This is a genomic window from uncultured Shimia sp. (assembly GCF_947498095.1).
Lineage (GTDB): Bacteria > Pseudomonadota > Alphaproteobacteria > Rhodobacterales > Rhodobacteraceae > Shimia.
Genome location: NZ_CANMJE010000001.1, coordinates 554,161 through 579,935, shown reverse-complemented (window position 1 = coordinate 579,935; position 25,775 = coordinate 554,161). Strand labels below are relative to the sequence as shown.

Below are 25,775 nucleotides of genomic sequence, written 5' to 3'. Positions count from 1 at the left end.
GCAGGAAAGTCGGAAAAATTTGTCCGACTTACGACGTCCGGTAGCGATCAACAAAGTTCTTCAACACAGCTTCGGGCGCGTGAACATGGGCCGCGCGGCACATGTCGATCAGCTTTTCTGCGTCCTCGGGTGGGAAGTAACCACGGTGCTTGTAAATGTTGATGCGCACTTCGAACCCATCGCTGTCAGCTTCGGGATGAAACTGCGTGGCATAGACGTTCTCGCCATAGCGGATCATCTGATAAGGGCAGGTCGGGGATGAAATCAGGTGGGTGCAGCCTTCGGGCAGCCGCTGCATCGCTTCCTTGTGCCCGACGAAAGCAAAGAAGTTTTCCGGCAAGTCGGCACAGAGCGGATCGGCACGCCCAGCCTCGGTCAGGCTGCAATCCGAGGTGCCGACTTCTTCTGAGTAGTTCTCTTTTGAGATCACTTTGCCCAGGTGATGGCCCAAGATGCCGATGCCATAACAGCAGCCGAGAAACGGAAAATCGCGCGCAGTGATTTCGGGCATGAGGCCCATGACGGCATCTTCGATCTGCGCCTCAACCGGGGTTTTCTTATCCGCCGGGTCACTGACACACCCGGGACCGCCACCGACGATCACGCCGGAAAAGTCATCCAGGCTCAGGTCGTCCGGCAGGCTGGTTTGATCCAAACGAATGCGCAGGGTGTCGCCGTCGGTCAGCCCGCTTTTACGCAGGATCGCGGCATACTCGTCGTCCGAGGCTTCGGTCTCGGGGCGCAGTTGCAGGATCAGAAATGGTTTCATGGGCGTTTCCATCAACTTGAGGCGTCTTTGCACTGCCGTATCAAAGGCGTCAGGTCAAGCACCACCCCTGTGGAAATTGCCACAGGAGACGCCCTTGTTCGCAGTGCAGCATCGGCATAAGTTCGGCCCAACGAATTGGAGGACCCCACATGGCCCAACGTCTGCACCTCGTCTTTGGTGGCGAACTCGTCGATCCCAGCAAGAATGCTTTCAAAGATGTCGAAGACATCCACATTGTCGGCATGTTCCCTGACTATCAGAGCGCCTATGACGCCTGGAAAGAAAATGCCCAGCGCACGGTTGATAATGCCCATATGCGCTATTTCATTGCCCATATTCACCGCTTGCGTGATGAAGAGACAGCCGCCTCTTCGACGGAAGAGCTGGGGTAATCTCCGCTCGTGGCGCGTTCACTTGGACTGTCAGCCTATCTTGCGTTTGCGCGCAGACAGGCGCCTGTACTGGCTCCCATTCAAGACGCGCGCCCGCAGGGACAACTGGTGTGGTTACACTGCGCTGACCCGGCGCGCGCCCATGTTTTGGCGCAAGCTGGATTGCGGTTGGCGGCCCAACGTGGGCAAACGGGGTTGATCCTGACCACGCCACCCGGCCACCCGATCGCCCGAGATCTGCCCGCGGGTGTTGTTTTGGCCGAGTGCCCGTCAGAAAACCCTGCCGACATACAGGCATTTCTGTATCACTGGCGGCCAGACGCTTGCCTGTGGTTGGGGCCGTGGCTGCGGCCCGCCCTGATCGAAGCGACAAACTTACGCGGGATTCCACAGATGTTGCTGGACGCTGATGAGCCCGCACTCGCCCACAAAAAATGGCGTCTGATGCCAGAGCCCATTACCGGCACATTGCCGTTGTTTAACGCGATCCTCAGCCACTCGACTGAGGCCGCGAACCGCCTGACAAGACTGGCGCCTATATCTGATCTGATGCACAAGAGCGGCCCCCTGTTGGAAGACAGCCCGGCGCTGCCATGCAACGAAACGGACTTGGAAGGTCTGGGAGAGGCGCTTGGCGGTCGTCCGGTCTGGCTGGCCTCTCAAATCCACCTAGATGAGATGCGTCCAATTCTGATGGCGCATCGTACCGTGTTGCGACTGGCGCATCGAACCTTGCTGGTGATCGTGCCGGATGATCCAACGCAAGCCCAAGCCATTCACAAGCTCTGCCAAGAGGATCGATGGAACGTTGCCTCATGGGACGACGGTGAGTTGCCGGACCCAAACACCCAAGTTTTGATAAGCGAAGATCGCCGGGAACTGGGGCTTTGGTACCGCGTGGCACCGGTGACGCTGATGGGCAGCTCTCTGGTGCCGGGGCAGGGCGGGCGCAATCCCCTCGAGGCTGCAGCCTTGGGGTCGGCCGTTCTCTATGGGCCGGGTGTCCGGGATTATCTTGACAGCTATTCACGATTGGCAAGCGCCGGGGCGGCTCGTATCGTCAAGGATGCCGACAGTCTGGCCACAGCGCTTGGGCTTGTGACGGCGCCGGATCAAGCCGCTGCAATGGCGCATGCCGGCTGGGAAATTGTGTCAGAGGGTGCCGAAGTGTCGGATCAGATAATCGCGTTGGCACAAGATGCGCTGGATGAGCGGGGGGCAAGCTGATGCGCGCACCAGATTTTTGGGATCTGCCATCTGACCGCCCGGGATTGCGCGCGCGCGTTTTGGCGCCATTGGGGACGCTCTATGGCCACATAACGGCGCAGCGCTTGAAAAAACCTGCCGGATACAAGGCCAGCATCCCGGTGATTTGCATCGGAAACATCAACGCAGGCGGCACTGGCAAGACCCCGACCACCATCGCACTTGCGCAACACTTACAAACCAAAGGTATGGTTCCACATATCGTCACGCGCGGCTATGGCGGGTCCCTTGACGGCCCGGTGCAGGTGGACGAACGCAAGCATCTCGCCTCAGAAACCGGTGACGAGCCTTTGTTGCTGGCGGCCTTTGCCCCGACATGGGTCGCCAAAGATCGTGCAGAGGGTGCAAAGACCGCCGAAGCCGCCGGCGCAGATGTCATCCTGATGGATGATGGATTTCAAAATCCGTCCCTCTACAAAGATATCTCAATTGTGGTCGTGGATGCCCATAGGGGGTTCGGCAACGGACGCTGCATCCCTGCCGGACCGCTGCGAGAACCCGTCTCTGTCGGATTAAGCCGCGCCGATCTATTAATTTCGATTGGTCCCGAAAAAGCGCAGCGCACCTTTGATAGCCGGTGGCAAAACAAAGTGCGCCTTCCGCATGCACGCGGCGCGCTAAAGCCGCTCGAAATGGGTATGGATTGGTCAGACACTCCGTATCTGGCATTTGCCGGTATCGGATATCCGGAAAAGTTTTTCGCAACGCTCAGAGCGTTGGGGGCAACACTGCTGCACACAGAAGCACTAGAGGATCATCAACCCCTGACGCCTGCGCTGTTGACCCGGCTTGAGCGTGAAGCGACGAAACTGGGCGCACAATTGGTGACGACAGAAAAGGATCAGGTGCGTCTGCCAACCGAGTTCCGTCACAAAGTACTTACCTTGCCGGTACGGCTGGAGATTGAAAACTGGGTCACAGTTGACGACGTTTTGAGGCCCGTTCTGGGCAAGTGGTAGGTCGGACAAGATTGCCCGACCTACGAAAAGGCGGGATTAGCCGCCGAGTTTTGCGTCGAGGACTTTTTTCAAGTCCGCGTAGCTCATGTTGGGATGCTTTTCGCCATCGATAATCAGGGACGGGGTCCCGGTAATTTCGTGCATGTTCATGTTCTTTTCAGACCATTCTGTCAGCGCTGTGGCTTTGTCTGTATCTGTTGTGCAGACCTGAAGCTGCTCATCTGTCAATCCAGCCAGACGGCCCACTTTGCGCAATTCACCCATGATGATCGCAGGATCACCAGACCCGGCCCATTGCTGCTGGCCTTTCATCAGAAGATCAGCCATGCCCCAGAATTTTTCCGGGCCGCCACAGCGCGCAACCATTGCCGCCCAAAGACCGGTACGACGGAAATACACATCACGGAAAACAACTTTGACTTTGCCGGTGTCCACATAGTCGGACTTCAGCGGCTTCAGCACGGCCTCGTGGAAGTTGGCGCAGTGCGGGCACGTAAACGACGCATATTCAATCAGCTCAATCGGAGCATCTGGTGAGCCAAGAACCATTTCGACCACACCCGACGCATCAGCGGCCATTTCAGGTTGGTCAGATTGAGATTGCGTGGCGGTCGCTACCTCTTCGCCACTTTGAGTGAGATACCAAGCGCCGCCGGCCACGATGGCCAGTGCGACGACAATGATTGGGATCAGTCGGTTCATTCGGAAACCTTTCTTAACGGGTCGTCTTGTTCAAAACATTTGCTGCCAGACGTTCAAGCGCCTGTCGCAATTCGGGGTCGTGGGCCGATTGCGCAACACGCGCAGCCTCGGCTTTTATCTCTGGGGAAGACGCCGTGTCCCGCGTCTTTGGCTTGTGACCAAAAATCGCCTGACCTTCGGCAAATCCTGTCGCCGCGGTTTGGGTGATGCGCAACCGGGCAATTGCGTTATAGCCATAGACCGCGTTGACCCGCGCCCTAAGCTTTTCTTTTTGCATCTCAAGCATCGGCGCCTGCGCCCCGGTTGTCAGAACGGTCAGTGTTGCGCCCAAACCCTGACGCCCATAGCTGACATCTACCGGTTGGCAGATGCGCGCCATCTCATCGCCGACGATTTCGGCCCAATGCGTCAAAACCCGCGATTGGGCGAATCCACGGCTTTCACCGGCCTTGCGGATATTCTCACGCAAGAGGCTGGAGGTGCGGGCAAAGCCTTTGGTTGTGGATCGACGCATCTGGTGACTTGCATCCTTGGTTCGAGCGCTATCTTAGTGTGCCAGATGCGCGGCGCCAGCGAAACCGAACCGAAGAGGGTATAAAACTTGCGTGATAAGGCCACTCCAAACGATTTGCTCGACTGGTATGACCGGCATGCGCGGGATTTGCCCTGGCGGATTTCACCGCATGCACGGCAAGCAGGCGCAGAACCAGACCCCTATCGCATCTGGCTGTCCGAAATCATGCTGCAACAGACCACGGTTGCAGCGGTCAAAGAGTACTTTGAGCGTTTCACGGCGCTTTGGCCGACAATTGATGCGTTGGCCGATGCAGAAGACGCGCGAGTCATGGGGGAATGGGCAGGGCTTGGGTATTATGCGCGTGCACGCAATTTACTGAAATGCGCACGTGTGGTTCACACAGAACTGGATGGCGCGTTTCCCGACACGGTTGAGGAATTGCGTAAGCTGCCCGGCATTGGCCCCTATACAGCCGGCGCGATCGCCGCAATTGCCTTTGACAAGCCCGCTGTCGTTGTGGACGGCAACGTGGAACGCGTGATGTCGCGCCTGTTTGACGTGCACACCCCCCTGCCCGCTGCCAAACCAGAGCTGACGGCTCTTGCCCTTGAGCAGACACCGCAAACCCGGCCCGGCGACTACGCGCAGGCCGTCATGGACCTGGGTGCCACGATTTGCACCCCTCGGAACCCCGCCTGCGGGATATGCCCCTGGCGCACACCCTGTCTGGCCCGCCAAAACGGCACGGCCGCAGAATTGCCCAAGAAGATCAGAAAGAAACCCAAGCCCGTGCGGTTTGGCACCGCCTACATTGCCCGGCGTGTCGACGGAGCCTACCTCTTGGAACGCCGCCCCGACAAAGGGCTTTTGGGTGGAATGCTGGGATGGCCAGGGTCCGACTGGATCGAAGTCGAAACCCCACCGCACGACACGCCAATTCGCGCAGAATGGAAAACCTTAAACACCGAGGCGCGGCACACTTTCACGCATTTTCACCTTCGGCTCACGGTGAAAACGGCTCTGGTTCCGATGGATCGCGCGCCAGCCCGCGGAGAGTTCGTCAACAGCGATGCGTTTTCCAGCAATGATTTGCCCACAGTTATGCGCAAAGCACTTGATCTTGGTCAGGGATCATAAACCGCATTGCACCAAGAGTGATGACGACTCAAGATAAGGCCGCGCACGTCCGTAGGAGGTTCACATGATTCCGTCGTCTCAAGTCGCCAAGCTGCAGAGCGCTTTGCCGTTCTGGATGACGCTTCTGCTTATCCCGCTGATCTGGATAGTTGCGGGTCTGGGCGGTTGGTGGGTGCTGCTTGTCCCTGCTTCGACGTGGTACCTGTTCTCGATCCTCGACGGGGTTTTGGAATTGAACCTTGAGAACGCAGACCCGGACACGACGGACGAAGACCTATATTGGTACCGGTTTGTGACGATGATCTGGCCGCTGGTGCAATTCATCACGCTGTTTGGCATGATCTATTATGCAACGCATACCGATCATTTGTCTGTCGCGGCCAAGATCGGGTTGTTCTTTGGTGTCGGCGTTGTCACGGGAACGGTTGGCATTGTCTATTCACACGAGTTGATGCACCAATCCAACAAAACCGAGCGCTGGCTGAGCGACATTCTGTTGTCGATGGTGCTGTACTCACATTTCCGAACCGAACATTTGCATGTACACCATCCCCATGTGGGCACACCACGTGATCCGGTCACAGCACGCTATAACGAAGGCTTTCATCGCTTTTTCCCACGGGTTCTGATTGGCTCGCTCCGCTCGGCTTTCCGGGCAGAAAAAGGCCGTCTTGCCAAAAAGGGGCTACCTTGGACCGATCTTTCAAACCCCTTCTGGCGGTACTGGGCCATGCAAGGTGGCATGCTGCTCTTGGCGTTTATCATCGGTGGCTGGGCTGGGCTGTTCCTGTTTATCTGGCAAGCCTATATCGCGATCTGGCAACTCGAACTGACCAACTATGTCGAACACTATGGCCTGACGCGGAAACACCTGGGCGATGGCAAATACGAGCACGTGAAACCGCACCATTCGTGGAACGCGGCGCATAAGGCCTCAAACTGGTTGCTGATCAACCTGCAGCGCCATTCCGATCACCATTACAAGCCAAACCGTCGGTTCCCGCTGTTGCAGAACTATACCGAGGATCAGGCCCCGCAGTTGCCTTATGGCTATCCGATCATGACCATGGCCGCGATGGTGCCACCGGTCTGGAAACGCATCATGAACCCGCGTGTCCGCAAATGGCGGGGGATGTACTACCCCGAGATCACCCGCTGGCACGCTTACAACAAGGCGCTCAATCCTGAGCCAGGATCAAAGACATAACCGCTGGGTAAGTCGGACAAATTTTTCCGACCTGATGATCACGCCAAGTTTTGACTTTCCGGCCGCTCGAACGCCCAAACTGTCAGCTTTTCCTCCACCCCGCGGATGTCCTGATCATCGAACCGCAACAGACCGTCGAGGCATTTGTCACCGCCTTCGCGGAGCACCTCGTCGCGCATGGTGTCCGAAATCACCAGTCGGGCATTGAGGCCGCGGGTCAATGCTTCGAGCCGCGAGGCGATGTTGACCGTGTTGCCGACCACCGCAAACTCAAGCCGGTTGGCGCCAATGTCTGCCAGAACTGCGGGACCATAGTGTGCGCCAAATCCAACACGCAAGGGCGGCTGACCACGCGCAATACGGTCGTTGTTCCACGCATCAAGCGTGTCCATCATCGCCCGCACACAAGCCAGCGCATTCTGGGCGTCGTGTTTGGTGGGTTCAGGTGTCCCAAAGGTCGCCATGAGACCATCGCCAAGGTATTTGTCCAATGTTCCTCCGTGCGCAAAGACCGAGGTTTCCATTAGACCGTGGAACTCGCGCAGGGTCTCGATCACCTCTTCCGGACGGCGGGCAGCGGCGAACTCGGTAAAGCTGACGATATCGACAAACAGCACGGCAATGTTGTGGTTGCGGATCTTTTTCAGCGGCTCATCATTGGTCGACAACGCCTCGACAACATTGGGCGAAAAGTACCGTGAAAGGTTGGTGCGTTCGCGCTCCAGCGCTGCGTTTGAGCGCAGAAGCCCGTCAAACCTGCGCATGGAAACGGCCAGCGTCAGCGCGATGATCAGGAACAGGGCAATCTCCTGAACCCGGCGGTCAATCTGATAGCTGTTTGGGTCGAGAATATAGGCGATGGCGGGCTGATCCGGGTAAGCATCGACCATGGCTTCGCTGATACCGGGCAGAGGATCGACCAACCAGATCGACAAGAGCAGCCCGACAATCCACATGGCTGACGTCCAGGTCCCGATGGCAATCAATGTGCGCCAGGAATAGGCAAGCGTTCCCCCGGCGAGGATGATGAAGAAGTAATAGAAATTGTCGAACCGATACTGCATGGCATGGGGCCATGTCTCATTGCTTAGCGGGTTGGGCCCCACCATGCCCACGGTCATGATCAACAGGTCCACAAAGATCAGAGCCAGTTCCACGCGGGACAGGCCCACGCTGGCCACGCGGCGCATGACCCAGCCATTGATCGCCAGCAAAGCCAGAACGCCTTCGTAATAGAGCACGTCCGGCCAGGGCACGAGAAACATGATCAGGATCGCAACCGCTGCCAACGCGAACCAGCGCGCGCGTAGGGCCAGATCCTGGCCCTCAAGCTTGTGCCGTTGAAGCACAGCCTCGGTATAGCGGTACTCCGGGCTGTCTTTGTCCGGAAGGTCGTCATCACGTCGACGTCTGAATATGGACAGAATAGAGGTCTCGGCCATGGTGGGGGTCCTCTGAGCATGGGCTGGGCCATACATAGTGTCACAAAGTGGAAATTGAAGGCAAAAAAGCCCCGCCAGAACGGCGGGGCAAGTCTGTGGTGCACTGTGAAAGTCAGGCCACAGGCACCTGGCGGTATTCTTGGGTTTTGAGGTATTTCTAGTTGGGCCGGTCAGCCATTTCGGCGCGGATCTGCTGGCGCAGCACGTCGATGGGGACCTTTTTGCCGTCTTGTTTGAAGCACCAATAGGTCCAGCCGTTGCAGCTGGGCGCGCCCTCGAGGTGGGCGCCGACCTGATGGATCGATCCTTTGATGTCATCGCCGATCAGGGTGCCGTCTGCGCGGACCTTGGCCTTGTGGCGTTTGTTCATCGAATACAGCTCTTCTCCGGGGCGCAGCATGCCGCGTTCAACCAGCTGGCCAAAGGGCACACGAGGTTCCGCGCGTTTGCTGACCGAGACCTGAAGGGCCTCGCGGTCGAATTTGCGAGTGTTCTTGATGCGTTTCTTGGCGACCTTGCGATAGGCCTCTTCACGCTCAATCCCGATAAAGTCACGGCCCAGCATTTTGGCAACCGCACCCGTGGTACCCGTGCCAAAAAACGGATCCAGCACCACATCTCCGGGATTGGTCGAGCCAACCAGCACGCGGTGCAGCAGGCTTTCGGGTTTCTGGGTGGGATGCGCCTTGTCACCGTTGTCGTCTTTCAGGCGTTCGTGGCCGGTGCAGATGGGCAGAACCCAATCCGACCGCATCTGGATACCTTCGTTCAGCGCCTTGAGAGCTTCGTAGTTGAACGTGTACTTGCCACCTTCTTCTTTCGAGGCCCAGATCATTGTCTCATGCGCATTGGTAAAGCGCTTGCCACGGAAGTTTGGCATCGGGTTCGACTTGCGCCAAACCACATCGTTCAAAATCCAGAAGCCTTGGTTCTGCAACTCGGCGCCCATGCGGAAAATGTTGTGATACGAACCGATGACCCAAATCGCGCCATTGGGTTTTAACAGGCGCCGGGCGGCTTTCAGCCATTCGTGGGTAAACTTGTCATACACCTTGAAGCTGGCGAACTGATCCCATTCATCATCGACCGCATCCACCTTGGAATTGTCTGGTCGGTGCAGGTCACCGCGCAGCTGCAGATTATAGGGAGGGTCCGCAAAGATCAGGTCGATCGAATTTGCGGGCAGACTGTTCATCATCTCGATGCAGTCGCCTTCCAGAATCGTGTTCAGAGGGAGCGCTTTTGCGCTCTTTGCTTTGGTCTTCGTCGTCATTTTCTGCCTCGTTACCCGGCGCATTTTTTACGCTCGTTGGTTGAGACAAAGATGAGTCAAAGGTGATTCGCCGTCAATTTCTTTTTTGAATCAACAGGTTAGTTTTTAGTCTTGATACAAGATATTGTGCACCGGCTTGAACGAACGTCTATGGTGTGGGGTTACCCCAAGATTTTGCAGCGCCGCTTTGTGGCTTTTTGATGGATATCCGGCGTTCGTCTCCCAGCCGTAGCCGGGGAACTGTTGCGCCAAATCCCACATGATCCGGTCGCGACACACTTTTGCCACAATTGAGGCCGCCGAAATCGACACTGATTTGCCGTCGCCTTTGATGATTGCCTCGCTCGAAATCGTCAGACCGCGCGGGATCATGTTGCCATCGATCAAAAGATGATCGGACGCCTTGGACAACCCCGCGACTGCGCGTTCCATCGCTAGGTGGCTGGCGCGAAGAATGTTGATCTCGTCGATCTCTTCAACGCTGGCATGGGCAATCGACACATCCGCCAAATCGAAGATCAGGTCATAGAGTGCATCGCGCTTTTTGGCAGACAGCGCTTTGGAGTCATTCAATCCCTCGGGAATATTCTTAGGGTCCAATACCACCGCGGCGGCGGTAACGGGGCCAGCGATTGGGCCGCGCCCGACCTCATCGACGCCGGCAACTCGGGCGGCCCCTCGGGAAATGGCATGTGCCTCAAAAGAAAAATCAGGTCCGGTCATGATTTCATCAACAACAGGATTGCGGTCACCTGCGCAAGAAAAAACCCCGGACAATCGTTGTTGTCCGGGGTCGGGGACGGGGGTGATGCCGAACACCCCCGACTGCTCGACTGGTTTAATACTGTGCCAGACGGAAGCCGTGTTTGCGCAGGCACTTGGGGCGATAGCCTTGCCGCTTGCCGTTGTATGTTTTGGTTTTGAAGTGACATGCCTCAGGAAGACGATGCGCGTGTCGATAGTTCCGGTTTACGCAACGCTGGCCAATCATCCGGACCGTGCCGCGATTTGTTTCGTGATACTTGAGGCAATTCGCCGGGATTGGCGCGAAACGGCGTGCACGATCAGGCAATGGGCGTGGTTTAAGGTCGGGACGACGCGCATAAGGCGGGTAATCGCGTGAGGTTGTACTAACTCGCGACTTGTCATCCTTGACGGCTCGGCTGATGGCATAAATCGCAGCCGCACCAAACAGCAGCTTTGCGATATCATCACTGTCGGCCCGGGCAGGCGCAGAGGCGATGCCGGTAACTGCGATGGCGGTTGCAACGATTGTGGCGATAAATTTGCGGGACATGTGATTTCCTTTCGGGACGAGAGCGTTTGCTGTGATGCGTCCGACGGGGGCGCCGAACTTGATGACCAACCCTCACCCCGAACCCGAAAGTCAGGCAATATCGCCACGTTGATATCGAATATCAGGCGCCTGAACCGGTTGTTGTTATTGAATATCATCCCTTTTCAGCACACTCTGGGGCCATGAAACATGTCATCGCGATAACCCTTGTTGTCTGTCTTGCGGCCTTTGGTGGCGCGGCCTCTGCCGAGCAGTGTTTTGCCGACTACAAAGCCAAGAAAGACAACCCTCTGCGCCTGCACTATGGTGTGGCAGAGCTGTATCAGGGCTGCTCAAAGTCATCAGCCAAATCCGAGATTACCGCTCGAATCTCCCAGGACGGCTGGAAACTCTTGAACGTCCTATCTGTTTTTGACGCTTCTCAACTTGCCGGAAAGGAAGCCAGTGCCGGACAATTCTATCTCCGCTATTGAGGCGCGGCGACACGGTGGTCGTGTTGTCACCTTTGGGATTGCCGCGATTGTTGCCATTCTGGCAGCCGTCGCCGTCGTTCTGCTGCTGACCCTGCCCGATGCCAATGCGTTCAGCGCACGTGTTGAGCAGTTGTTCACGGAAAACGACAATTTAACCGGCCAGGCTGAGGTCAAGCTCTTGGAAATCCTCGCGCAGTCCGGAACAGCGTTCTCCGATACACTGGCCAGCTATCGTTTTGTGATCTTCGTGCTTTTGGTTTTCGCCAGTGCCATGCTGATTGCGGCAGTGGTCTTTCTTGTGATGCTGATTGTCATGAACAAACGCATGGCGGCAATCGAACGGTCGGGCATCCAAGTGAATTCGCTGCTGATCAGCCGCGAAGAGAAAGCCGTCTACCTCAACAACATGGGATTCAAACTGACAGACGCGGCCATGGAAACATTGTCGGTTCTGGCAGAAGCCCGCATGGATGATGACATGCTGTCTGGCGTGCAGATCGAAGCCATGATCTCAGGGCGGTCCGAGTCCGATTGCGAAGAAGCAGCCGGTGCCACCCGGATCAAGCGCCTGCGTGACTCTCTGGGCAATCAACTGGTCAGTGAGTTGTTGGTCAAGAACATTGCGCGCAAAGGCTATGTGCTGGCTATCGACAAGGACGTGATCCGCGTGCTCTGATGCTCTGACCTCGGCGCTCGGAGCAAAACTCATGGCATGGCCATCCAACAGAAATGTCAGCGATGAACAAATCGCCGATTGGAAAGAACGGTTCGCAGAGAGTGATGCAGCGGCCGGGATCGACGTGACTGAAGACTTTGAGCCTTTCAATCAGATCAACGATATGTTCACGAGGGCCTTTTGGGACGACACTGTCAAAAGCCCTCATACAGATGCCTTCTTCGAAAGCTACCGAATGCAGGCAAGTTATCGCAAAGGCGATGGCTTCCGTCAGAAAGACTTTGCCCTGCGCAATGCCAGCTGGCTGATTTCGGACGTGATCTCGGATCGTAGCGCCGCCGACGGGCGACGCGAGGGGTTCCAGGCACCGATTGCCGCCGACACGCCTGTGGCGGAATCACGGGCCGATATCGATGACCCGGCCAAGATGGCAGACGAGATAAAACGGATCGCCAAGTTTTTTGGCGCGGATCTTGCTGGAATCACCGAGATGGACGAACGCTGGCTATATTCAGCGCGCGTGGACGTGCGCGACTTTTCCGAGGCGTCTAATGACTTGCCCGAGGGCATGACCTCGGTGATTGTCCTGGGGCACCAAATGGACCGCGAGCTAGTGGCGACCTATCCCAGCGCACTGGCAGGGGCTGCGACGGGCCGTGAATACAGCCACGAGGCTGCAATAGTCATGCAACTGGCCGCCTATATCCGCAACTTGGGGTACGAGGCCGTTGGATCCATGAATGACACGGGCCTTGTGATCCCATATGCGGTCAAGGCAGGTCTTGGAGAATATGCTCGCAACCAGATGGTCATCACGCCCGAATTCGGGCCGCGGCTGCGGTTTTCAAAAATCTTTACATCGCTGCCCTTGGCACATGATGCGCCCGGCAAACTTGGCGTGTCTGAGTTCTGTGACATCTGCACCAAATGCGCGGACGCCTGCCCGGCCAAGGCCCTGCCCTATGGCCCGCCCGCAACCCGCGATGACGATCAGTCGTCCATTCGCGGGGTGCGCAAATGGACATCAGACGCCAAGGCCTGTTTCGGGTATTGGGCCAAGCTACGATCTGACTGCGCGATCTGCATGCGGGTCTGTCCCTTTAACCGGGATTTTTCGCGCTGGCAGGATCGTATCTGGCTGCGCCTTGCCTTGTCGCCTTGGCGGAAACTGGCGCTCTGGTGGGATAAGAAACGCCCCCAAGATGGGCGCACAAAACCGTCAGAATGGTGGGCAGGCCCGTAAAGTTTTGCCCTCACCACTTGGCATTCCCCGATGGCAACCACATCTTTTAGCCAACAACCAACGACAGGGATATGCACGGTGAGCCTTCATCAACGTGACTTAACGCAGGACTATGCCATTCGGATCGAACCCTTGCAGGGGGTCGTTCGCGCTTGGCTTGGAGACAGGCTTGTTGCCGAAACAACAAATGCGCAGGTGATGTATGAAACCCGCCTGCCCCCAGCGGTCTATTTTCCGCGTGAAGATATCCTGGCGGACTTGTCTGAGCCGACCGAGCTCAAGACCTTTTGCCCGTTCAAAGGCACAGCACGTTATCGCGATCTGACAAGTGACGGCGGGGCCATTACAAACGCAGTCTGGAGTTACGACAATCCTCTGCCTGAAAGCATGGAGATTGCTGGATACGTCGGCTTTGCGCAGGGCACGGCGGCGCGTTTGGATTTGGGTGAGAACCAACTGAAGCCCCCGACCGAAGGTAGCATCAGCGCCCCTTTGGTCGACTGGTTATTGAGAACAGCTCCGTTCATTGAGTCCCCTGAAGCCTTTACAACCGCTTTGGCCGATCAGCTGCTGGCAAACGGCATCTCTGTCTCGCGGATCAGCGTCATGATCTGGTCTCTGCATCCATCTATCGCCGGTCGGCACTTTATCTGGAACAAGGGGCAGGACGAACTGACAACGATGCTGCCGTCTTATGAAATCTTCGACCACCCGGCCTTTGTGAACAGCCCACTCTACCATGTCTCGCAAGGACGGGGCGGTGTGCGGCAGAAGATTGGGGTAGATTATGAGGACAACAGCTTTCCGATCATCGAAGATCTGCGCAAGGAGGGCGGGACCGACTATGTCGCCATGCCGCTGTTCTTTTCTGATGGCACAGTGAACGTGCTGACCATGACCTGCGACCACCCCGACGGTTTCACCACGGGCAATCTCGGGCTGGTCTTTGAATGCAGTTTTATGATCAGTCGGATTTTTGAAGTGTTCGCTCTGCGGGACACCGCACGAGGGGTTCTAGAAACCTATGTCGGCAAGCGCACGGGTGCCCGCGTTCTAGGCGGTGAAATTCGCCGCGGTGACGGAGACGAGATTGACGCCGCCATCATGTTTTGTGATCTGCGCGACTCTTCCAGACTGGTCGAAGAGTTGGGACAAGCCGACTACATCGAAATGCTGAACGCGTTTTTTGACAGTGTGACCGATTGCGTTCATGCGCATGGTGGCGAAGTTCTAAAGTTTATCGGAGATGCTGTTCTGGCCGTTTTCCCAAATGAAGGCGACGCCTCCAAGGCCCGGCTTGAGGCTCTGACATCCGCCCGAGAGATCGTCGCACGTCTGGCTGAATTGCGCAGCGAGGGATACAAGGCCGATTGCTCGATCGGCATCTCTTATGGCTGTGTGACCTATGGCAATATCGGTTCGCGCGAACGGTTGGATTTCACCGTGATTGGCCATGCTGCCAATGTTGCCGCGCGGCTGGGGGATTTCGGCAAGAAAGCGGGCTACCGCATCATTGCCAGTTCAGATTTCACAACACCCGAGTGCCCCGGAACACCTCTGGGGGCCGTTGAGCTGCACAACGTCCGCGAGGCCGTGTCCTGTTTTGGGATTTCGGATTGATGCGATTGGCTTAGAACCCGCCGGCCTCACGGAACAGGGCAGTCGGCCCTTCCAAATATTCGGTTGAGATGAAAACTCGGGCAAGCAACTGGTCAACCCGACCCTTTGACCAAGCCTTGTGATAATACGAGACATAATCGCGTGCGGCCTCGTGCTCGCCAATCTTCCACAGGGCGGCAACCAGATAGAAGATTGAGATTTCGCTAATCGGTTCGCCCTGGCCAATCAGAATCTCGAACTGATGCACAGTTTCCGCGGGATCACCCAGATAGAACTTGGAGATTGCGAACACGTTTCGGCTGGTTCCCCGCTCGATGCCCGCCGCAAGATAGCTTGCTGGATCGCTCATTTTGACGGCTCTTTGAAAATCGCCCGTGAAGAGCGATATCAACGCGTCAATCTCGCGGGCGTGCAGGTCATTGGGGTTCAACTCCAGGGCATTTTCAGACAATCGCTTGGCGGTGGCGTAATCCCTGTCGCACAGCGCGACCCAGGCTGCGGCGGATTGAACCCAAGACGAATCCGGCCTGAGGCTGACAGCCCGAGAGCTAAAGGCTTTGGCCTGTTCCAAAGCCGCATCCCGATCCGGCCCCTCGGGTATCAACGCCGCCAACAATCCGGTGACCTGTGCCGCTCCTGCATAGCCTCCGAAATATGTGTCATCCAAATCAATGACATGCTGAAAGAGGCTCAACACCAATTGCAAACGCACGGGGTCAGGCGCTGGGAACAACAGATTACGCGCCTGCTCGGCTTGATTGGCAGCTTGTAAGGCAGAAGGTGATTTTTCCAACAAGGCCCGCCTTGTTGCAGATTTCACTTCGGAAGAGGGGTTGACCGCGGGGACATTTGCTTCGCGAACACGATCTATCAAGAGGAACATCGACAGCGCCAATACCCCCAGAAGGGCCGCGATCGCGAGACGCCCAGTAACGCGGCGCTCAGTTTTTTCATCGGTTGTGTCCGCCGGGATTGTCGGTTTCCCGACACTGAATTCCGGGCTGTAGGACCCCATCGGAATGTCAATTCTAACAGGATCGCCCTGTGCGCTTCCGGCGTAATACTCAGCCAGACGACGGCGAAGTCTGCCAGCATCAACACGCACAACACTCAGGTCGGAGTCGTTTTCCATATTGCCACGGCCGTACACGTCCTGGGCGATTGTTCGGGCGCTGATCAAGTCTTTGCGGCCCTCGAGTGCCTCGCCCACCACGTAAGCCACGAACCCACGTAACCGTTTCGCGTGCGCAAATTCCGGACTTTGAAGTATACGGCTCACTGCATCGCGAATAGCGCGTTCGTCGACTTCCGTGTTTGATTTATCCACCAGCGCATGCCTTTGAAAGGGATTATTTATCAGTATCTTAGGTCACTGATTTGTATCACCTGATTTCTACTTTGTTACCGTAACAGACCTATTCAAACCTATCCACCCCCAGACCGACAACTTAGACTTGAATCACGAATGCACGCTCAAGCACAAATCAGATCAAACTTGGAAGGGTGGTAAGTGTGAGCTACCTTCAGACAAGATTTCCGGCCCTTTACAACCGGATCGAAGCTAGCCGCAAGCGCAACGCCACCTTGTCAGAGATATGTAATGACCTCGAAGCACTTTCGGAGATCTACGCGCAGCGAGGTGCAGAGCTGGATTTGCAGGCACGACAAGACATGATGGATTCAATCCGAGGATTGGAAAACGAGATATCGGCGATTTTTGAGCCATATAGCCCAAAAAGACATTCAAAAGAGGAAGCGAAATGAGACACATCCTAAGCACGGCGATTGCAGCGAGCGTGATCGGTGCCGCAGTGGTGGCTCAGGACAATCCAATCGTCCAAGACGCCGAATACTACATTCTGCATGCACAAAACGCCGAACAATGGGCCGAGGATAACGCAGCCGTTGATGATATGCTTTCCGAGTTTAGAGAAGGCAACGAAGGCAAACCTCCGAATGTCTTGTACATCTTGGTGGACGACATCGGGTTCGGCGACATGGGTATCCCCGAATTGAACGCTGTTCGCGGTATTTCGACCCCCTTCATCAACGAGCTTTCGGATCAAGGCCTGCGCATGGCGCGCATGTACACCGAGCCGTCCTGCACCCCGACCCGCGTGGCCTTTACCACCGGTCGCCTGCCGGTGCGCATGGGCATGGGTGATACGACAGTTGACATTGCAGGCTTTGGGCTGCCCGGTGCCGAAGTGACGCTGGCAGAGCTTCTCAAGGCAGAAGGTTACAACACCGTACACGTTGGTAAATGGCACATGGGCGATATCGCCGAAAGCTGGGCCATGAACCAGGGCTTCGACTGGGCTGCACACCCAATTCACCAGCAAGGCCAGCTGACGATTTACTCTGACTCGGCTGTTCGCGAGCAGGTATCTGTCGGCATCAAGGACTTTGATGACAAATATGTTCTGGATGAATTCTTCCGCCCTGATCCCTCGGCAATGGTCCTTGGTATCGAAGGCGCGGCAGGCGGGCCGATCCGCGAAGTTGGCATGGAACCCGGTGAGACCTGGGACGCTCATAAATACGACGAGATGAACCAGCGCTATCAAGATCAGACACTTGAAAAAATGCGGGAACTGGCGGCTCAGGATGAGCCATTCTTCCTGCAGTACTGGCCGCTGATCCCGCTGGACAATACGCGCACCGGACGCACCGGCCCCGAGTCTCCGAACGGCGGTCTTTATGCGGACAAGTTGCAGCAACTGGACACATGGGTCGGCGAAATCATGGCCGAGATGGACAAACTGGACATCGCGGACAACACGATTGTGGTGTTGATGGGTGACAACGGTCACTTCACCAAATACTCGCCCGGATCCGGCTTTACACCGATGGTGTTCCGTGGGGGCAAAGGCGCGACCACGGAAGGTGGCATTCGCGTTGACGCCTTTATTCGTTGGCCCGGCATGGTTGGTGAAGACGCGATTGCGAACAACATCATCCACGTCTCGGACCTTTACACCACGCTGGCGCGCTTTACCGGTTCTGACAAACACATCCCACGCGATCGTCTGGTCGATGGCGTGGATCAATCGGCATCGCTTTTGCTCGATGACACCAAGGGGCGTCGCGATCACCTGATCGTTTACTCGGTGCACTCACCCAAGGCGATCATCAAGGACCATCTCAAACTGAACCTGCCTGGACCCGGCGAAAGCCCGATCCTTGCGGATTTCTTTGATGTCTACCGAGACACCCATGAGAAGTATCCTGTCTCGACCGAAGTGGGTGCTTGGGGCGGTAAAGAGTTCGTGCGTATTCTAGAGCGTCACATGGCGCGCAAACAGAAGTACCCGGACGTTCCGCCAGCTTTTGGTGTTCCCTACGAAGGCATTGAGAACCTTCGCCCAGAAACACAGGCCGCAGTGGAAGCATTCATGCTGAAGCGGGCTTCAGTTGAGCAATAAGGTAACACTGTTGGAGCCTTTTTTGCGCCCCGGCTCTTCGTCCATAGCGGGTATGAGTTAAGAGTGCTAAACTCTTCCAAGAACTCAAAACAACCCGCCCAACCGTGAGGATATTATGACTAATTGCAGAATTGCCGCTCTTTTGCTTTCGGCAGCACTGATCCCCGCAACCCATGTTTCCGCCCAATCCTTGCCAGCGCCCGGACAGACCCAAAGCGATGAGTGGCGCCATGGCGCCGCGATCTATTTGTTTGCTCCGGTCAGCACCACAGGTACATCGACAATTGGAGGCAACTCCGGCGACTTTGATATGGATTTGGGTGACATCCTGGACGTATTGGACTTTGCCGCTGCAGGCCGCTACGAGGCTTGGAAGGGCAATTGGGGTGTTATCTTTGACGCCAACTATGCCGGTATCTCGGACAAGTCTCCGCTTGGAGTTGGAAACGTAGAGATTACTTCGCGCCAGAAGTGGGCAGCACTTCTTGGCGCTTACCGGGTTTCTCACGGCACAACTGCGAATGGCAAACCCTTTGCAATCGACGTTCAGGGCGGATTGCGCTGGAACTCGATCAAGCAGACCATCCAGACGGTGGGCCCAACCTTCGGCGGAGATGAAGATTGGATTGAGCCCGTCATCGGCATTCGTGGCATGTGGCGTCTGAACGATAGATGGTCGACCATGGCTTCGGCTGACGCAGGTGGCTTTGGCGCTGGCGGTAATGACCTTCAATACAGCGTCAATCTGGGCTTTGACTATCAGCCTTGGGACAACACGGCTCTGACATTTGGCTATCGCTACTTTAGCGTCGACTACAGCACAGATGGCGGAAATTTTGCGTATGAAACCATCCAGCATGGCCCGTATTTTGGCGTGAAATTCTTCTTCTAAGTCACGGTCGCATCGTGATGTTCAGCCCGCTCCTTTACAGGGGCGGGCTTTTTCGTGTCTGACCACGAGCTAAGTTCGGTCTTTCAAGGCAACGGCCACGTTCAAGCCAACCGGTACATCACCGCTGAAATGAACGGCGCTTCGGCTTCCAGTTTGTAACCCTGCTCAACCAAAAGCGGCTCGATCACGTTCTGCTTGATCTGGCCGTTTAGCGCGCGTGCGGTTATGAGGATCACTTTGGGCAGATTTGGCGCGGTTTTTTGAACGGCCGTGGCAAGCATCGTCGCGTTGATGCTTGGGTCGCTGACCACCAACACATTGCTGGACGCTTCGACCAGTAAGTCCGTTAACCCCGACGCCTCATTCGGGCTGTCCTGCGTCTGTACCAAGGGGTCTTTGGAATGCTGAATGTCGCTTGGTTCAATGCTGTTCATCGCCCAGATGCTCTCGGCCACACTTGCCAGTGCCGTGTTTTCTTCCTGCGCGATGACCTGAGCGGACGGAATCTGGGTTTTCACGACCGCCGGAAGGAACCCAACACCGGCACCGACCTCGACGAAAGTGGCCCCTTGAGGCACCATCCGCGCGAGACCGCGAGCTATGTTCCTCTCATATTTTCCATCCACCACCCGCTGCAAGGTGCCGGGCGTGAAAACACGCGGGTCTGCGGGAACCTTTAGTTTCTGGTTCTCGAAGTATTGCAGAGGCGTGTCACCGCTTATGTCGATGGTGCCATTTACATAGAGGTCACCCGCTGTGGTCCAATCAGGTTGCACGCGCTCAGCGCGTTCCCCTTTGGATTTCTGGTTAACCTTCTTTTCGACCTCAGACATCAAAGCCGCGATCTTTGCCGCATCGCGTGGTTTTGGGGGCTTGGCATCAACTTCGGCGATCGGCACCTCTGAAGCTTTCTTCAGACCCGCGACAAGCTCGTCATAAGCCGGTGTTGCCTTGAACTCAGCCAGCCGTGCTTCGGCCTTTTCAACCGCTTTGAAGTGCAAGTCGTTCAGAACCGGATCTGTCAGCAATTGCTCGAGGATCTCGTTGCGGCGTTCGGAATGGCGCAGGATCGAGGCATCATGCACCTCGTTGCGATCCTGCAGCGCCCAGTAGTCCGAGTTGTACTTGTCTTTCTTGAGGTTCACGTTGCCGCGGAACTTGCGGATCGCGTAGCTTTCGATCGACTTGACGGCGTAGTGGTTCAACTGCGCCCAGTCATAGCCAACGGTGCGCACAATCGAGCGCCAGCCACGGAACTTGAAATAGTCTTCCATTGGCCGACCAGATCCGTTCAGCCACTGCACCTGATCCGGAAAGCCGGTTTCGAGGTGTTTGTTCTTGATCTTGGGGCGGTGAATGCCGAGCTTCCAGTATTCCGGGTCGAACTTGAACAGGGTTTTGACGCCCCAACCCTTGTTCCACATCGGCGGCGCAGCTTGCAGGTATTGCTCGGTCACCGGATCACGGGACCAGTCATGCACACCACCAGATCCAAAGATGCGCCAAGTGATGACGATGCCGTTGGCGCCCACCTCTTCTGCTGCGGAAATCATGCCATCCAGACTGCCATCGCCGTGACGGATACAGAGGAATTCATCCGCGTCGAACACCAACAGCCAGTCGCTGTCGCAGACAAGCGGATCCACCTGCGCGTGCTTCAGGGCTGATGGCTGTGGCCGGATACCTTCTGGGATATCGTTACGGCGGTGATGGGCCAGACCCAGCTCTTCCAACCGGATCAACATGTCATCGGTGCCGTCAGAGCAGTCATTGGTAAAGACGATCAGATCCGTGAAACCCAACGCCAAGTGATGCGCGACCCACTCAAGAACAAACGGCCCTTCATCTTTCATCATCGACACAGCCGTAACGCGCCCATGCGGGCTGACATTTGGCTTAACCGGGAAATCGACGGTTCCGTAAATCTTGGAAACAACGGATTTAGGCTTAGCTTTGCCTTTGCCCTGCCCACCTTTGTTCTGCTTACTCTTACTCATTGCCGCTCTGTCCCGGTATTTTTGCTTGTGTTCCGGTTCTTGCCGGTAAACTGCCACATCGCCCCTCAAGATGGTAGGCAATTCCGTGGCCAACCCTCGGCAAGACACCGAAGACTCTAGACAAACAACCCAAAAACAGTCATTTCTTTAGCCAAAAGAAATACAGGCCCGTCTTAGCAGTACGGCCCCAAATCATAAGTGAATCGGGGAATTTTGTGGTAGAGTTAAACCGTCGCCCAGTTGCGTCTCTTTGGATTGGCGAGAGCCTTCATTACCTAAATCAGATCTGTCTGAAATCCCATATTCTCGCGGGACATCCGACCACGCTGTATTGCACAGATGATGTTCAGAATGCGCCTGAAGGCGTCGAAATCCGGCCCGCATCCGAGATCATGGACATCGACATGTCGATCGTCGATCAGACAAGCGCGTCGTTTCTGTCCAACGTCTTTCGCTACAAGATGATCCAAAAGACCGACGCGATCTGGATCGACTGCGATGCGTTCTGCCACAAGCCCTTTCCTGACGAGATGCAACATATCTATGCCGGTCACGGGTTCCGCGGCGCCCTGAACTGCGGCGTTGTCTACATCCCGCCAAAGGGCGAGTTGATCGACATGCTGCTCGATTACTATGAGAATCTGCCCGAGGCGCCGCCTTGGTTTAACAAGAACCAACGCCGCAAGCTGGATCGCTTTGCATCCGAACCGCACGCCGTTCGGATTTACAAGGCCGAGCGCACCGCGTTTGGACCCCAGGCCTTTACCTATTTCGCACAGCAATCGGGTGACTATGACAAGGCACTGTCGCCAGACTATTTGTATCCTGTGCCATTCCAGCTGAACGACATTTTCTATGATCCTTATGGGCGCGTGGAAGGGCATTTTACAGACAACACGTTGTCGGTGCACCTTTACACCAACGGGACCAAACCTTGGTGGCGTAAGAATGTGCCGCTCGAGGGATCCTATGCGGACCGCATGTGTAAGCAGGTCGGCATCGATCCTAGCCTGGCGTTGAAGTAACCCGAGGGGCAAATCCAGTGTCCGACACACCAGAGCTCACAATCTTTTTTATCGTCGAGCCGCCAGATTACGAAATGATGGCCTGCAATTTGCTGGCATCGATCCGAAAGCACTTTCCTGCTGACGTTCAGGCTGTCGGGTACTGCCCGGAACATCGGTATTCCGAACTTAGTACCGGCGTGCTGAAGGCGCATGAGCTAATGGGATCCGAAGTTCGAACCTTCAAAACCGATGGCATGTTTGACCCTGCCTACCCCCATGGCAACAAGATCCTCGCCTGTCTTGAGCCGCGGGACAGCACCTATTCGATGTTTGTTGACTCGGACGTCTTGTTTCTTCGCGACAATCAGCCGTCCAACATCATCAAAGAAGGACATGTCTCGTGTTCCATGGCCGCTTCGATGCTGTGGGCTGAACAGTCGATCTGGGATGATATCTATGGCGCCCTCGATATGGATATTCCCGAGGAGCGATACGCCTTGATGCGGCGCAGCAAGGGCGAGGTGATCCCCTATTTCAGCTCGGGTCTTGTTGTTTTTCCTGAAAATGACACCGGCAAAGGACGCTTTCCGGACGTCTGGTATGAAACGGCCCAGATCGTGGACAAGGTTGAAACGCTGGACCGCCGCCGCCCCTATCTGGACCAGATGACGCTGCCGGCAGCGATCAGGCGGGCTGGTTTGAACTGGAACATCTTGCCTGAAGAGCAGCACTTTATTCTGGGTGGTAAACTCAGAGGAAAATCCCTGCCCGAGGATCAAGACGTCTACACGATTCACTATCGCAACAAACAGAACCTCAAGGATGTTGGGCATTTAAAAACGGCCCGGAGGTACCTGCAGGAAGCAACCGGACAACGGTTCGTCGCGAGATTGGCACCGCAGGACGAAACGGATCAGGAATAGTGCTGCAAGACTGGCTTAGACCTGCTGGTCTTTGGCAGCCAGAAGCACGCGCAACCGTCTCGTAAACGTCGGAAGGCTCATTTCCGCACTTACATGCTTGCACAAAAGCTCTTCTAACCACGGTCTTTCGCTTTGGTTGGCTTTCAACAGCAATTGCCGCAAATACTGTCTGCTTTTCCGCCTAATCCTAAGATCCCGATACAAATTGCCAAATTGCGGATCTTCCGAGGCGACTTCGCTGATGAGACTGTCGAGGATATGCAGTTTGCGCAAATGAAGTTCCGTCTTGAACCCCATATGGCGGCAATTGAAAAACCGAGCCCCGGCAATTTCACCTTTGAAATGATCAAGGTTTTTGTAAACGCTCGGATCGAACGCAGTGACAACCCCATCTGCCGCACTCAGGGCATTGTAGATACTGCTGCGGGGGATCTGATTGATTTGCGTCTCGTCGTTTTCAATACGCCCCAACGCACCCGCATCGATAACGGCTTGCGGAGGTTCAACCAGTAAGACAGTCGAATTGGACGAAAATGCCGAGAAGGCGCTGGCGACACCGCAGAAGTCCTTAGTTCCAAAGAACACAATTCTGTTGTGCTTTTCAAAAATCCCTTCGCTGGCGAGTTCTTCAAAAAGGGATAGCGCTTCGCGAAAGAAACTTTCGTCGTCTTCGCCCACATACACACCCAGATAGCTTAAGCCGTCTTTCTTGGCACGCTCCCATCCCGTTGGCATCTGCTCGCCGCCTCTGGCAAGTACATCACTGACTCTTTCAAAGACGACCAGCAACGTGGCGTTTCTTTCAACGTAGACCGCGCGATCTTCGAGGCTGAGGTGTTCGGTAAAGGCATTTTTAAGGCAATTGACCAGGTCTTCCATTGCTTCGATCCAGAGGAAGGTCGTCTTGGCATTTCTCAAATCGGCAATCGCAGACTCTTCCAAAATCTCACTCATACTTGGGATCTCCGCAAACTCATTCTCGCAAGAACAGACCTAAGATATAGGCTTTTCGAGAAGAGCGGCGCAAGGGGCGCCGCCGCGACAACACGCTGCAATTTGGACAATTTGCTGCGTATCGCGACAGAACAGAGGCGGCAAAACGGCTGCGATCGGTTGGAACGAGACTGGCCGGGCGCTAATCCAGCTTTCTGACACTTTCAAGTTGCGAAAGCAGGACCTCTCGGCCATTTTGATTATTATTGGTACAGGCAAATTTGGGAACTAAAGCATGACGGAACAAAGAAAAAACGTTCTGCTTGTTAGTTTTGACGATTGCATATCTTACTGGGACCAAAAAACTGCCTACAACGAGCCCCTGCAAACACCCAACCTTGACCGCATTTGTGACCAAGCATCGGTGTTTCGATCTGCCTATTGTCAGGCGCCGATTTGTGGGCCCTCACGGTCCAGCATGTTGTCTGGCAAGGCCCCTCATCAGACCGGTATTTTCGACAACAATGTTGCGTTGTTTGACAGGGTACAGCCTCAGGAGGTCTGGCCTGCCACGTTCAAGCAAAACGGATACTACTGCTCGTCCGGGGGCAAGGTCTATCACAGCAACAATGGCATGCTGAAAGGCCCCATTCACCGCCAGCTTTACTCGGACAGAAGAAAGCGGTTTGACGGTGATATGCGTATCCCCAAGCATCTGGAAATAAAGAGTTTTGGTGGGCACCGGAAAGGCTGGGCAACGACAGATCCAAAAGATGACGTGACTTATTACGATCATCAGGCCGCAAATTCTGCGATTGATTTCCTGCAAAACTACGAAGGCAATGCGCCATTTTATCGGGAGGTCGGGTTTTACAGTCCGCATGGGCCGCATGTCACACCGGCGCGCTTCAAAGAGATGTACGACGTAAACAACTTTGAAATGCCGCCGGAATGGCAGGATGGTTTCGACCATAATGACTACGCCGCAGAGCATATGCCCGAAAATCCGCTCCTGAAAAAAGGGGACAAAGAATGGTGGCGGTGCAGCGTTCGAAACTATTTCTCAGCATTGAGCCACGGAGACTTTCACCTTGGCCGCGTTTGGGAAGCTTTGCAGGCATCCGCGCACGCCAACAATACCATTGTTGTCATTCTGTCTGACCACGGGTTTCACCTTGGAAACCGCAATCTCTACCGCAAGACGACGCTCTGGGAACAGGTCGCACGCGTGCCGCTCATCATCTACGATCCAGACGCAAAACAGGGGCAAAGCATTCACGATCCAGTCGCACTTCTTGATGTCGGGCCGACGATCCTGGATCTTGTGGATTTGCCGGCACCCGACGCAGACTTACCCGGACGTTCCCTCAAACCAATGCTCGCCGGAGCAACCGAAGCAGACAGGGCCGTCCCTACCTTTTATCATGACAATGCGTCGATCAGAAAAGGCGACTATCGGTTCATCCGGTATGAAGATGGCAGCACCCAGCTTTACGACATTCATCAGGACTATTGGCAGCAACACGACCTTGGCCCCTCGCACCCTGCATACGCTCCAATGTCTGCGGCGCTTGAGGAATGCTGTCGGTCACATGGGTTCGAATTCAACGCCACCACGTAGCGCA

The 25,775-nt window shown here is 55.7% G+C and carries 25 protein-coding genes; 15 read left to right on the top strand and 10 right to left on the bottom strand.

Annotated elements, in window-relative coordinates:
• Nucleotides 1-28 precede the first annotated feature (28 nt).
• The gene (locus Q0932_RS02845) at nt 29-769 is read right to left on the bottom strand and encodes a glutamine amidotransferase (protein ID WP_299349521.1); all 741 of its coding nucleotides are present in this window, start codon (nt 767-769) and stop codon (nt 29-31) included.
• Nucleotides 770-918: 149 nt separating this feature from the next.
• Between Q0932_RS02845 and Q0932_RS02840 the strand changes: the two genes are divergently transcribed.
• From Q0932_RS02840 to lpxK, 3 genes are read left to right on the top strand one after another with little or no spacing between them, the layout of a single operon-like run.
• A complete protein-coding gene (locus tag Q0932_RS02840) occupies nt 919-1,161 on the top strand; it encodes a DUF4170 domain-containing protein (RefSeq protein ID WP_299349519.1) in 243 nt (80 codons plus the stop codon).
• A 9-nt stretch (nt 1,162-1,170) separates the two neighbouring features.
• Entirely contained in the window at nt 1,171-2,388 is a 1,218-nt protein-coding gene (locus tag Q0932_RS02835; protein ID WP_299349517.1) for a glycosyltransferase N-terminal domain-containing protein, read from the top strand.
• Nucleotides 2,388-3,386 carry a tetraacyldisaccharide 4'-kinase gene (gene lpxK / locus Q0932_RS02830; protein WP_299349515.1) on the top strand — a complete coding sequence of 333 codons (999 nt, stop codon included), beginning with the start codon at nt 2,388-2,390 and terminating at the stop codon, nt 3,384-3,386. The genes Q0932_RS02835 and lpxK overlap by 1 nt, the downstream gene beginning before the upstream one ends.
• Nucleotides 3,387-3,422: 36 nt before the next feature.
• Here lpxK and Q0932_RS02825 read toward each other — a convergent pair whose 3' ends face one another.
• Nucleotides 3,423-4,088: a DsbA family protein gene (locus tag Q0932_RS02825; protein ID WP_299349513.1), complete on the bottom strand. Its 666-nt coding sequence runs from the start codon at nt 4,086-4,088 to the stop codon at nt 3,423-3,425.
• Between the two features lie 13 nt (nt 4,089-4,101).
• Complete coding sequence (locus Q0932_RS02820) at nt 4,102-4,602, bottom strand: DciA family protein (RefSeq protein WP_299349511.1); 501 nt, start codon at nt 4,600-4,602, stop codon at nt 4,102-4,104.
• Nucleotides 4,603-4,689: 87 nt separating this feature from the next.
• Here Q0932_RS02820 and mutY point away from each other — a divergent pair, with 87 nt between their 5' ends.
• Both mutY and Q0932_RS02810 read left to right on the top strand, forming a co-directional pair.
• Complete coding sequence (mutY, locus tag Q0932_RS02815) at nt 4,690-5,742, top strand: A/G-specific adenine glycosylase (RefSeq protein WP_299349509.1); 1,053 nt, start codon at nt 4,690-4,692, stop codon at nt 5,740-5,742.
• A 64-nt stretch (nt 5,743-5,806) separates the two neighbouring features.
• Complete coding sequence (locus tag Q0932_RS02810; protein WP_299349507.1) at nt 5,807-6,949, top strand: alkane 1-monooxygenase; 1,143 nt, start codon at nt 5,807-5,809, stop codon at nt 6,947-6,949.
• 38 nt (nt 6,950-6,987) lie between these two features.
• Here Q0932_RS02810 and Q0932_RS02805 read toward each other — a convergent pair whose 3' ends face one another.
• The 4 genes from Q0932_RS02805 to Q0932_RS02790 all read right to left on the bottom strand — a co-directional run bounded on the left by Q0932_RS02805 (nt 6,988) and on the right by Q0932_RS02790 (nt 10,961).
• Nucleotides 6,988-8,391: an adenylate/guanylate cyclase domain-containing protein gene (locus Q0932_RS02805; protein WP_299349505.1), complete on the bottom strand. Its 1,404-nt coding sequence runs from the start codon at nt 8,389-8,391 to the stop codon at nt 6,988-6,990.
• Nucleotides 8,392-8,548: 157 nt separating this feature from the next.
• The gene (locus tag Q0932_RS02800; protein ID WP_299349504.1) at nt 8,549-9,664 is read right to left on the bottom strand and encodes a site-specific DNA-methyltransferase; all 1,116 of its coding nucleotides are present in this window, start codon (nt 9,662-9,664) and stop codon (nt 8,549-8,551) included.
• Nucleotides 9,665-9,769: 105 nt separating this feature from the next.
• Entirely contained in the window at nt 9,770-10,387 is a 618-nt protein-coding gene (locus Q0932_RS02795) for a ribonuclease HII (RefSeq protein ID WP_299349502.1), read from the bottom strand.
• A 115-nt stretch (nt 10,388-10,502) separates the two neighbouring features.
• Complete coding sequence (locus tag Q0932_RS02790) at nt 10,503-10,961, bottom strand: hypothetical protein (protein ID WP_299349500.1); 459 nt, start codon at nt 10,959-10,961, stop codon at nt 10,503-10,505.
• A 182-nt stretch (nt 10,962-11,143) separates the two neighbouring features.
• Here Q0932_RS02790 and Q0932_RS02785 point away from each other — a divergent pair, with 182 nt between their 5' ends.
• The 4 genes from Q0932_RS02785 to Q0932_RS02770 all read left to right on the top strand — a co-directional run bounded on the left by Q0932_RS02785 (nt 11,144) and on the right by Q0932_RS02770 (nt 14,973).
• Nucleotides 11,144-11,434 carry a hypothetical protein gene (locus tag Q0932_RS02785; RefSeq protein ID WP_299349499.1) on the top strand — a complete coding sequence of 97 codons (291 nt, stop codon included), beginning with the start codon at nt 11,144-11,146 and terminating at the stop codon, nt 11,432-11,434.
• Nucleotides 11,406-12,110 carry a hypothetical protein gene (locus Q0932_RS02780; RefSeq protein WP_299349498.1) on the top strand — a complete coding sequence of 235 codons (705 nt, stop codon included), beginning with the start codon at nt 11,406-11,408 and terminating at the stop codon, nt 12,108-12,110. Before Q0932_RS02785 ends, Q0932_RS02780 begins: the two co-directional genes overlap by 29 nt.
• Before the next feature lie 31 nt (nt 12,111-12,141).
• Nucleotides 12,142-13,353: a reductive dehalogenase gene (locus tag Q0932_RS02775; RefSeq protein ID WP_299349496.1), complete on the top strand. Its 1,212-nt coding sequence runs from the start codon at nt 12,142-12,144 to the stop codon at nt 13,351-13,353.
• A 78-nt stretch (nt 13,354-13,431) separates the two neighbouring features.
• Nucleotides 13,432-14,973 (top strand): DUF427 domain-containing protein, encoded by a 1,542-nt coding sequence (locus tag Q0932_RS02770; RefSeq protein ID WP_299349494.1) that lies wholly within the window; start codon nt 13,432-13,434, stop codon nt 14,971-14,973.
• Between the two features lie 10 nt (nt 14,974-14,983).
• Here the strand turns inward: Q0932_RS02770 and Q0932_RS02765 are convergent, their stop codons facing one another.
• Nucleotides 14,984-16,300 (bottom strand): hypothetical protein, encoded by a 1,317-nt coding sequence (locus Q0932_RS02765; RefSeq protein WP_299349492.1) that lies wholly within the window; start codon nt 16,298-16,300, stop codon nt 14,984-14,986.
• 185 nt (nt 16,301-16,485) lie between these two features.
• Here Q0932_RS02765 and Q0932_RS02760 point away from each other — a divergent pair, with 185 nt between their 5' ends.
• The 3 genes from Q0932_RS02760 to Q0932_RS02750 all read left to right on the top strand — a co-directional run bounded on the left by Q0932_RS02760 (nt 16,486) and on the right by Q0932_RS02750 (nt 19,290).
• Nucleotides 16,486-16,737 (top strand): hypothetical protein, encoded by a 252-nt coding sequence (locus Q0932_RS02760; protein WP_299349491.1) that lies wholly within the window; start codon nt 16,486-16,488, stop codon nt 16,735-16,737.
• On the top strand, nt 16,734-18,398 hold the full coding sequence (locus tag Q0932_RS02755) for a sulfatase-like hydrolase/transferase (RefSeq protein ID WP_299349489.1): 1,665 nt from the start codon (nt 16,734-16,736) through the stop codon (nt 18,396-18,398). Before Q0932_RS02760 ends, Q0932_RS02755 begins: the two co-directional genes overlap by 4 nt.
• A gap of 115 nt (nt 18,399-18,513) precedes the next feature.
• On the top strand, nt 18,514-19,290 hold the full coding sequence (locus Q0932_RS02750; RefSeq protein ID WP_299349488.1) for a hypothetical protein: 777 nt from the start codon (nt 18,514-18,516) through the stop codon (nt 19,288-19,290).
• Nucleotides 19,291-19,391: 101 nt separating this feature from the next.
• Here the strand turns inward: Q0932_RS02750 and Q0932_RS02745 are convergent, their stop codons facing one another.
• Nucleotides 19,392-21,287: a glycosyltransferase family 2 protein gene (locus Q0932_RS02745; protein ID WP_299349486.1), complete on the bottom strand. Its 1,896-nt coding sequence runs from the start codon at nt 21,285-21,287 to the stop codon at nt 19,392-19,394.
• A 215-nt stretch (nt 21,288-21,502) separates the two neighbouring features.
• On the opposite strand from Q0932_RS02745, the gene Q0932_RS02740 reads away from it, so the two are divergent.
• Together Q0932_RS02740 and Q0932_RS02735 are read left to right on the top strand one after the other, a co-directional pair.
• Nucleotides 21,503-22,312: a hypothetical protein gene (locus Q0932_RS02740; RefSeq protein WP_299349484.1), complete on the top strand. Its 810-nt coding sequence runs from the start codon at nt 21,503-21,505 to the stop codon at nt 22,310-22,312.
• A gap of 17 nt (nt 22,313-22,329) precedes the next feature.
• Nucleotides 22,330-23,217, top strand: coding sequence for a hypothetical protein (locus Q0932_RS02735; protein WP_299349482.1), 888 nt, complete (start codon nt 22,330-22,332; stop codon nt 23,215-23,217).
• A 15-nt stretch (nt 23,218-23,232) separates the two neighbouring features.
• Here the strand turns inward: Q0932_RS02735 and Q0932_RS02730 are convergent, their stop codons facing one another.
• A complete protein-coding gene (locus Q0932_RS02730; protein WP_299349481.1) occupies nt 23,233-24,171 on the bottom strand; it encodes a hypothetical protein in 939 nt (312 codons plus the stop codon).
• Nucleotides 24,172-24,445: 274 nt separating this feature from the next.
• Between Q0932_RS02730 and Q0932_RS02725 the strand changes: the two genes are divergently transcribed.
• Complete coding sequence (locus Q0932_RS02725; RefSeq protein ID WP_299349480.1) at nt 24,446-25,771, top strand: sulfatase-like hydrolase/transferase; 1,326 nt, start codon at nt 24,446-24,448, stop codon at nt 25,769-25,771.
• Nucleotides 25,772-25,775 lie beyond the last annotated feature (4 nt).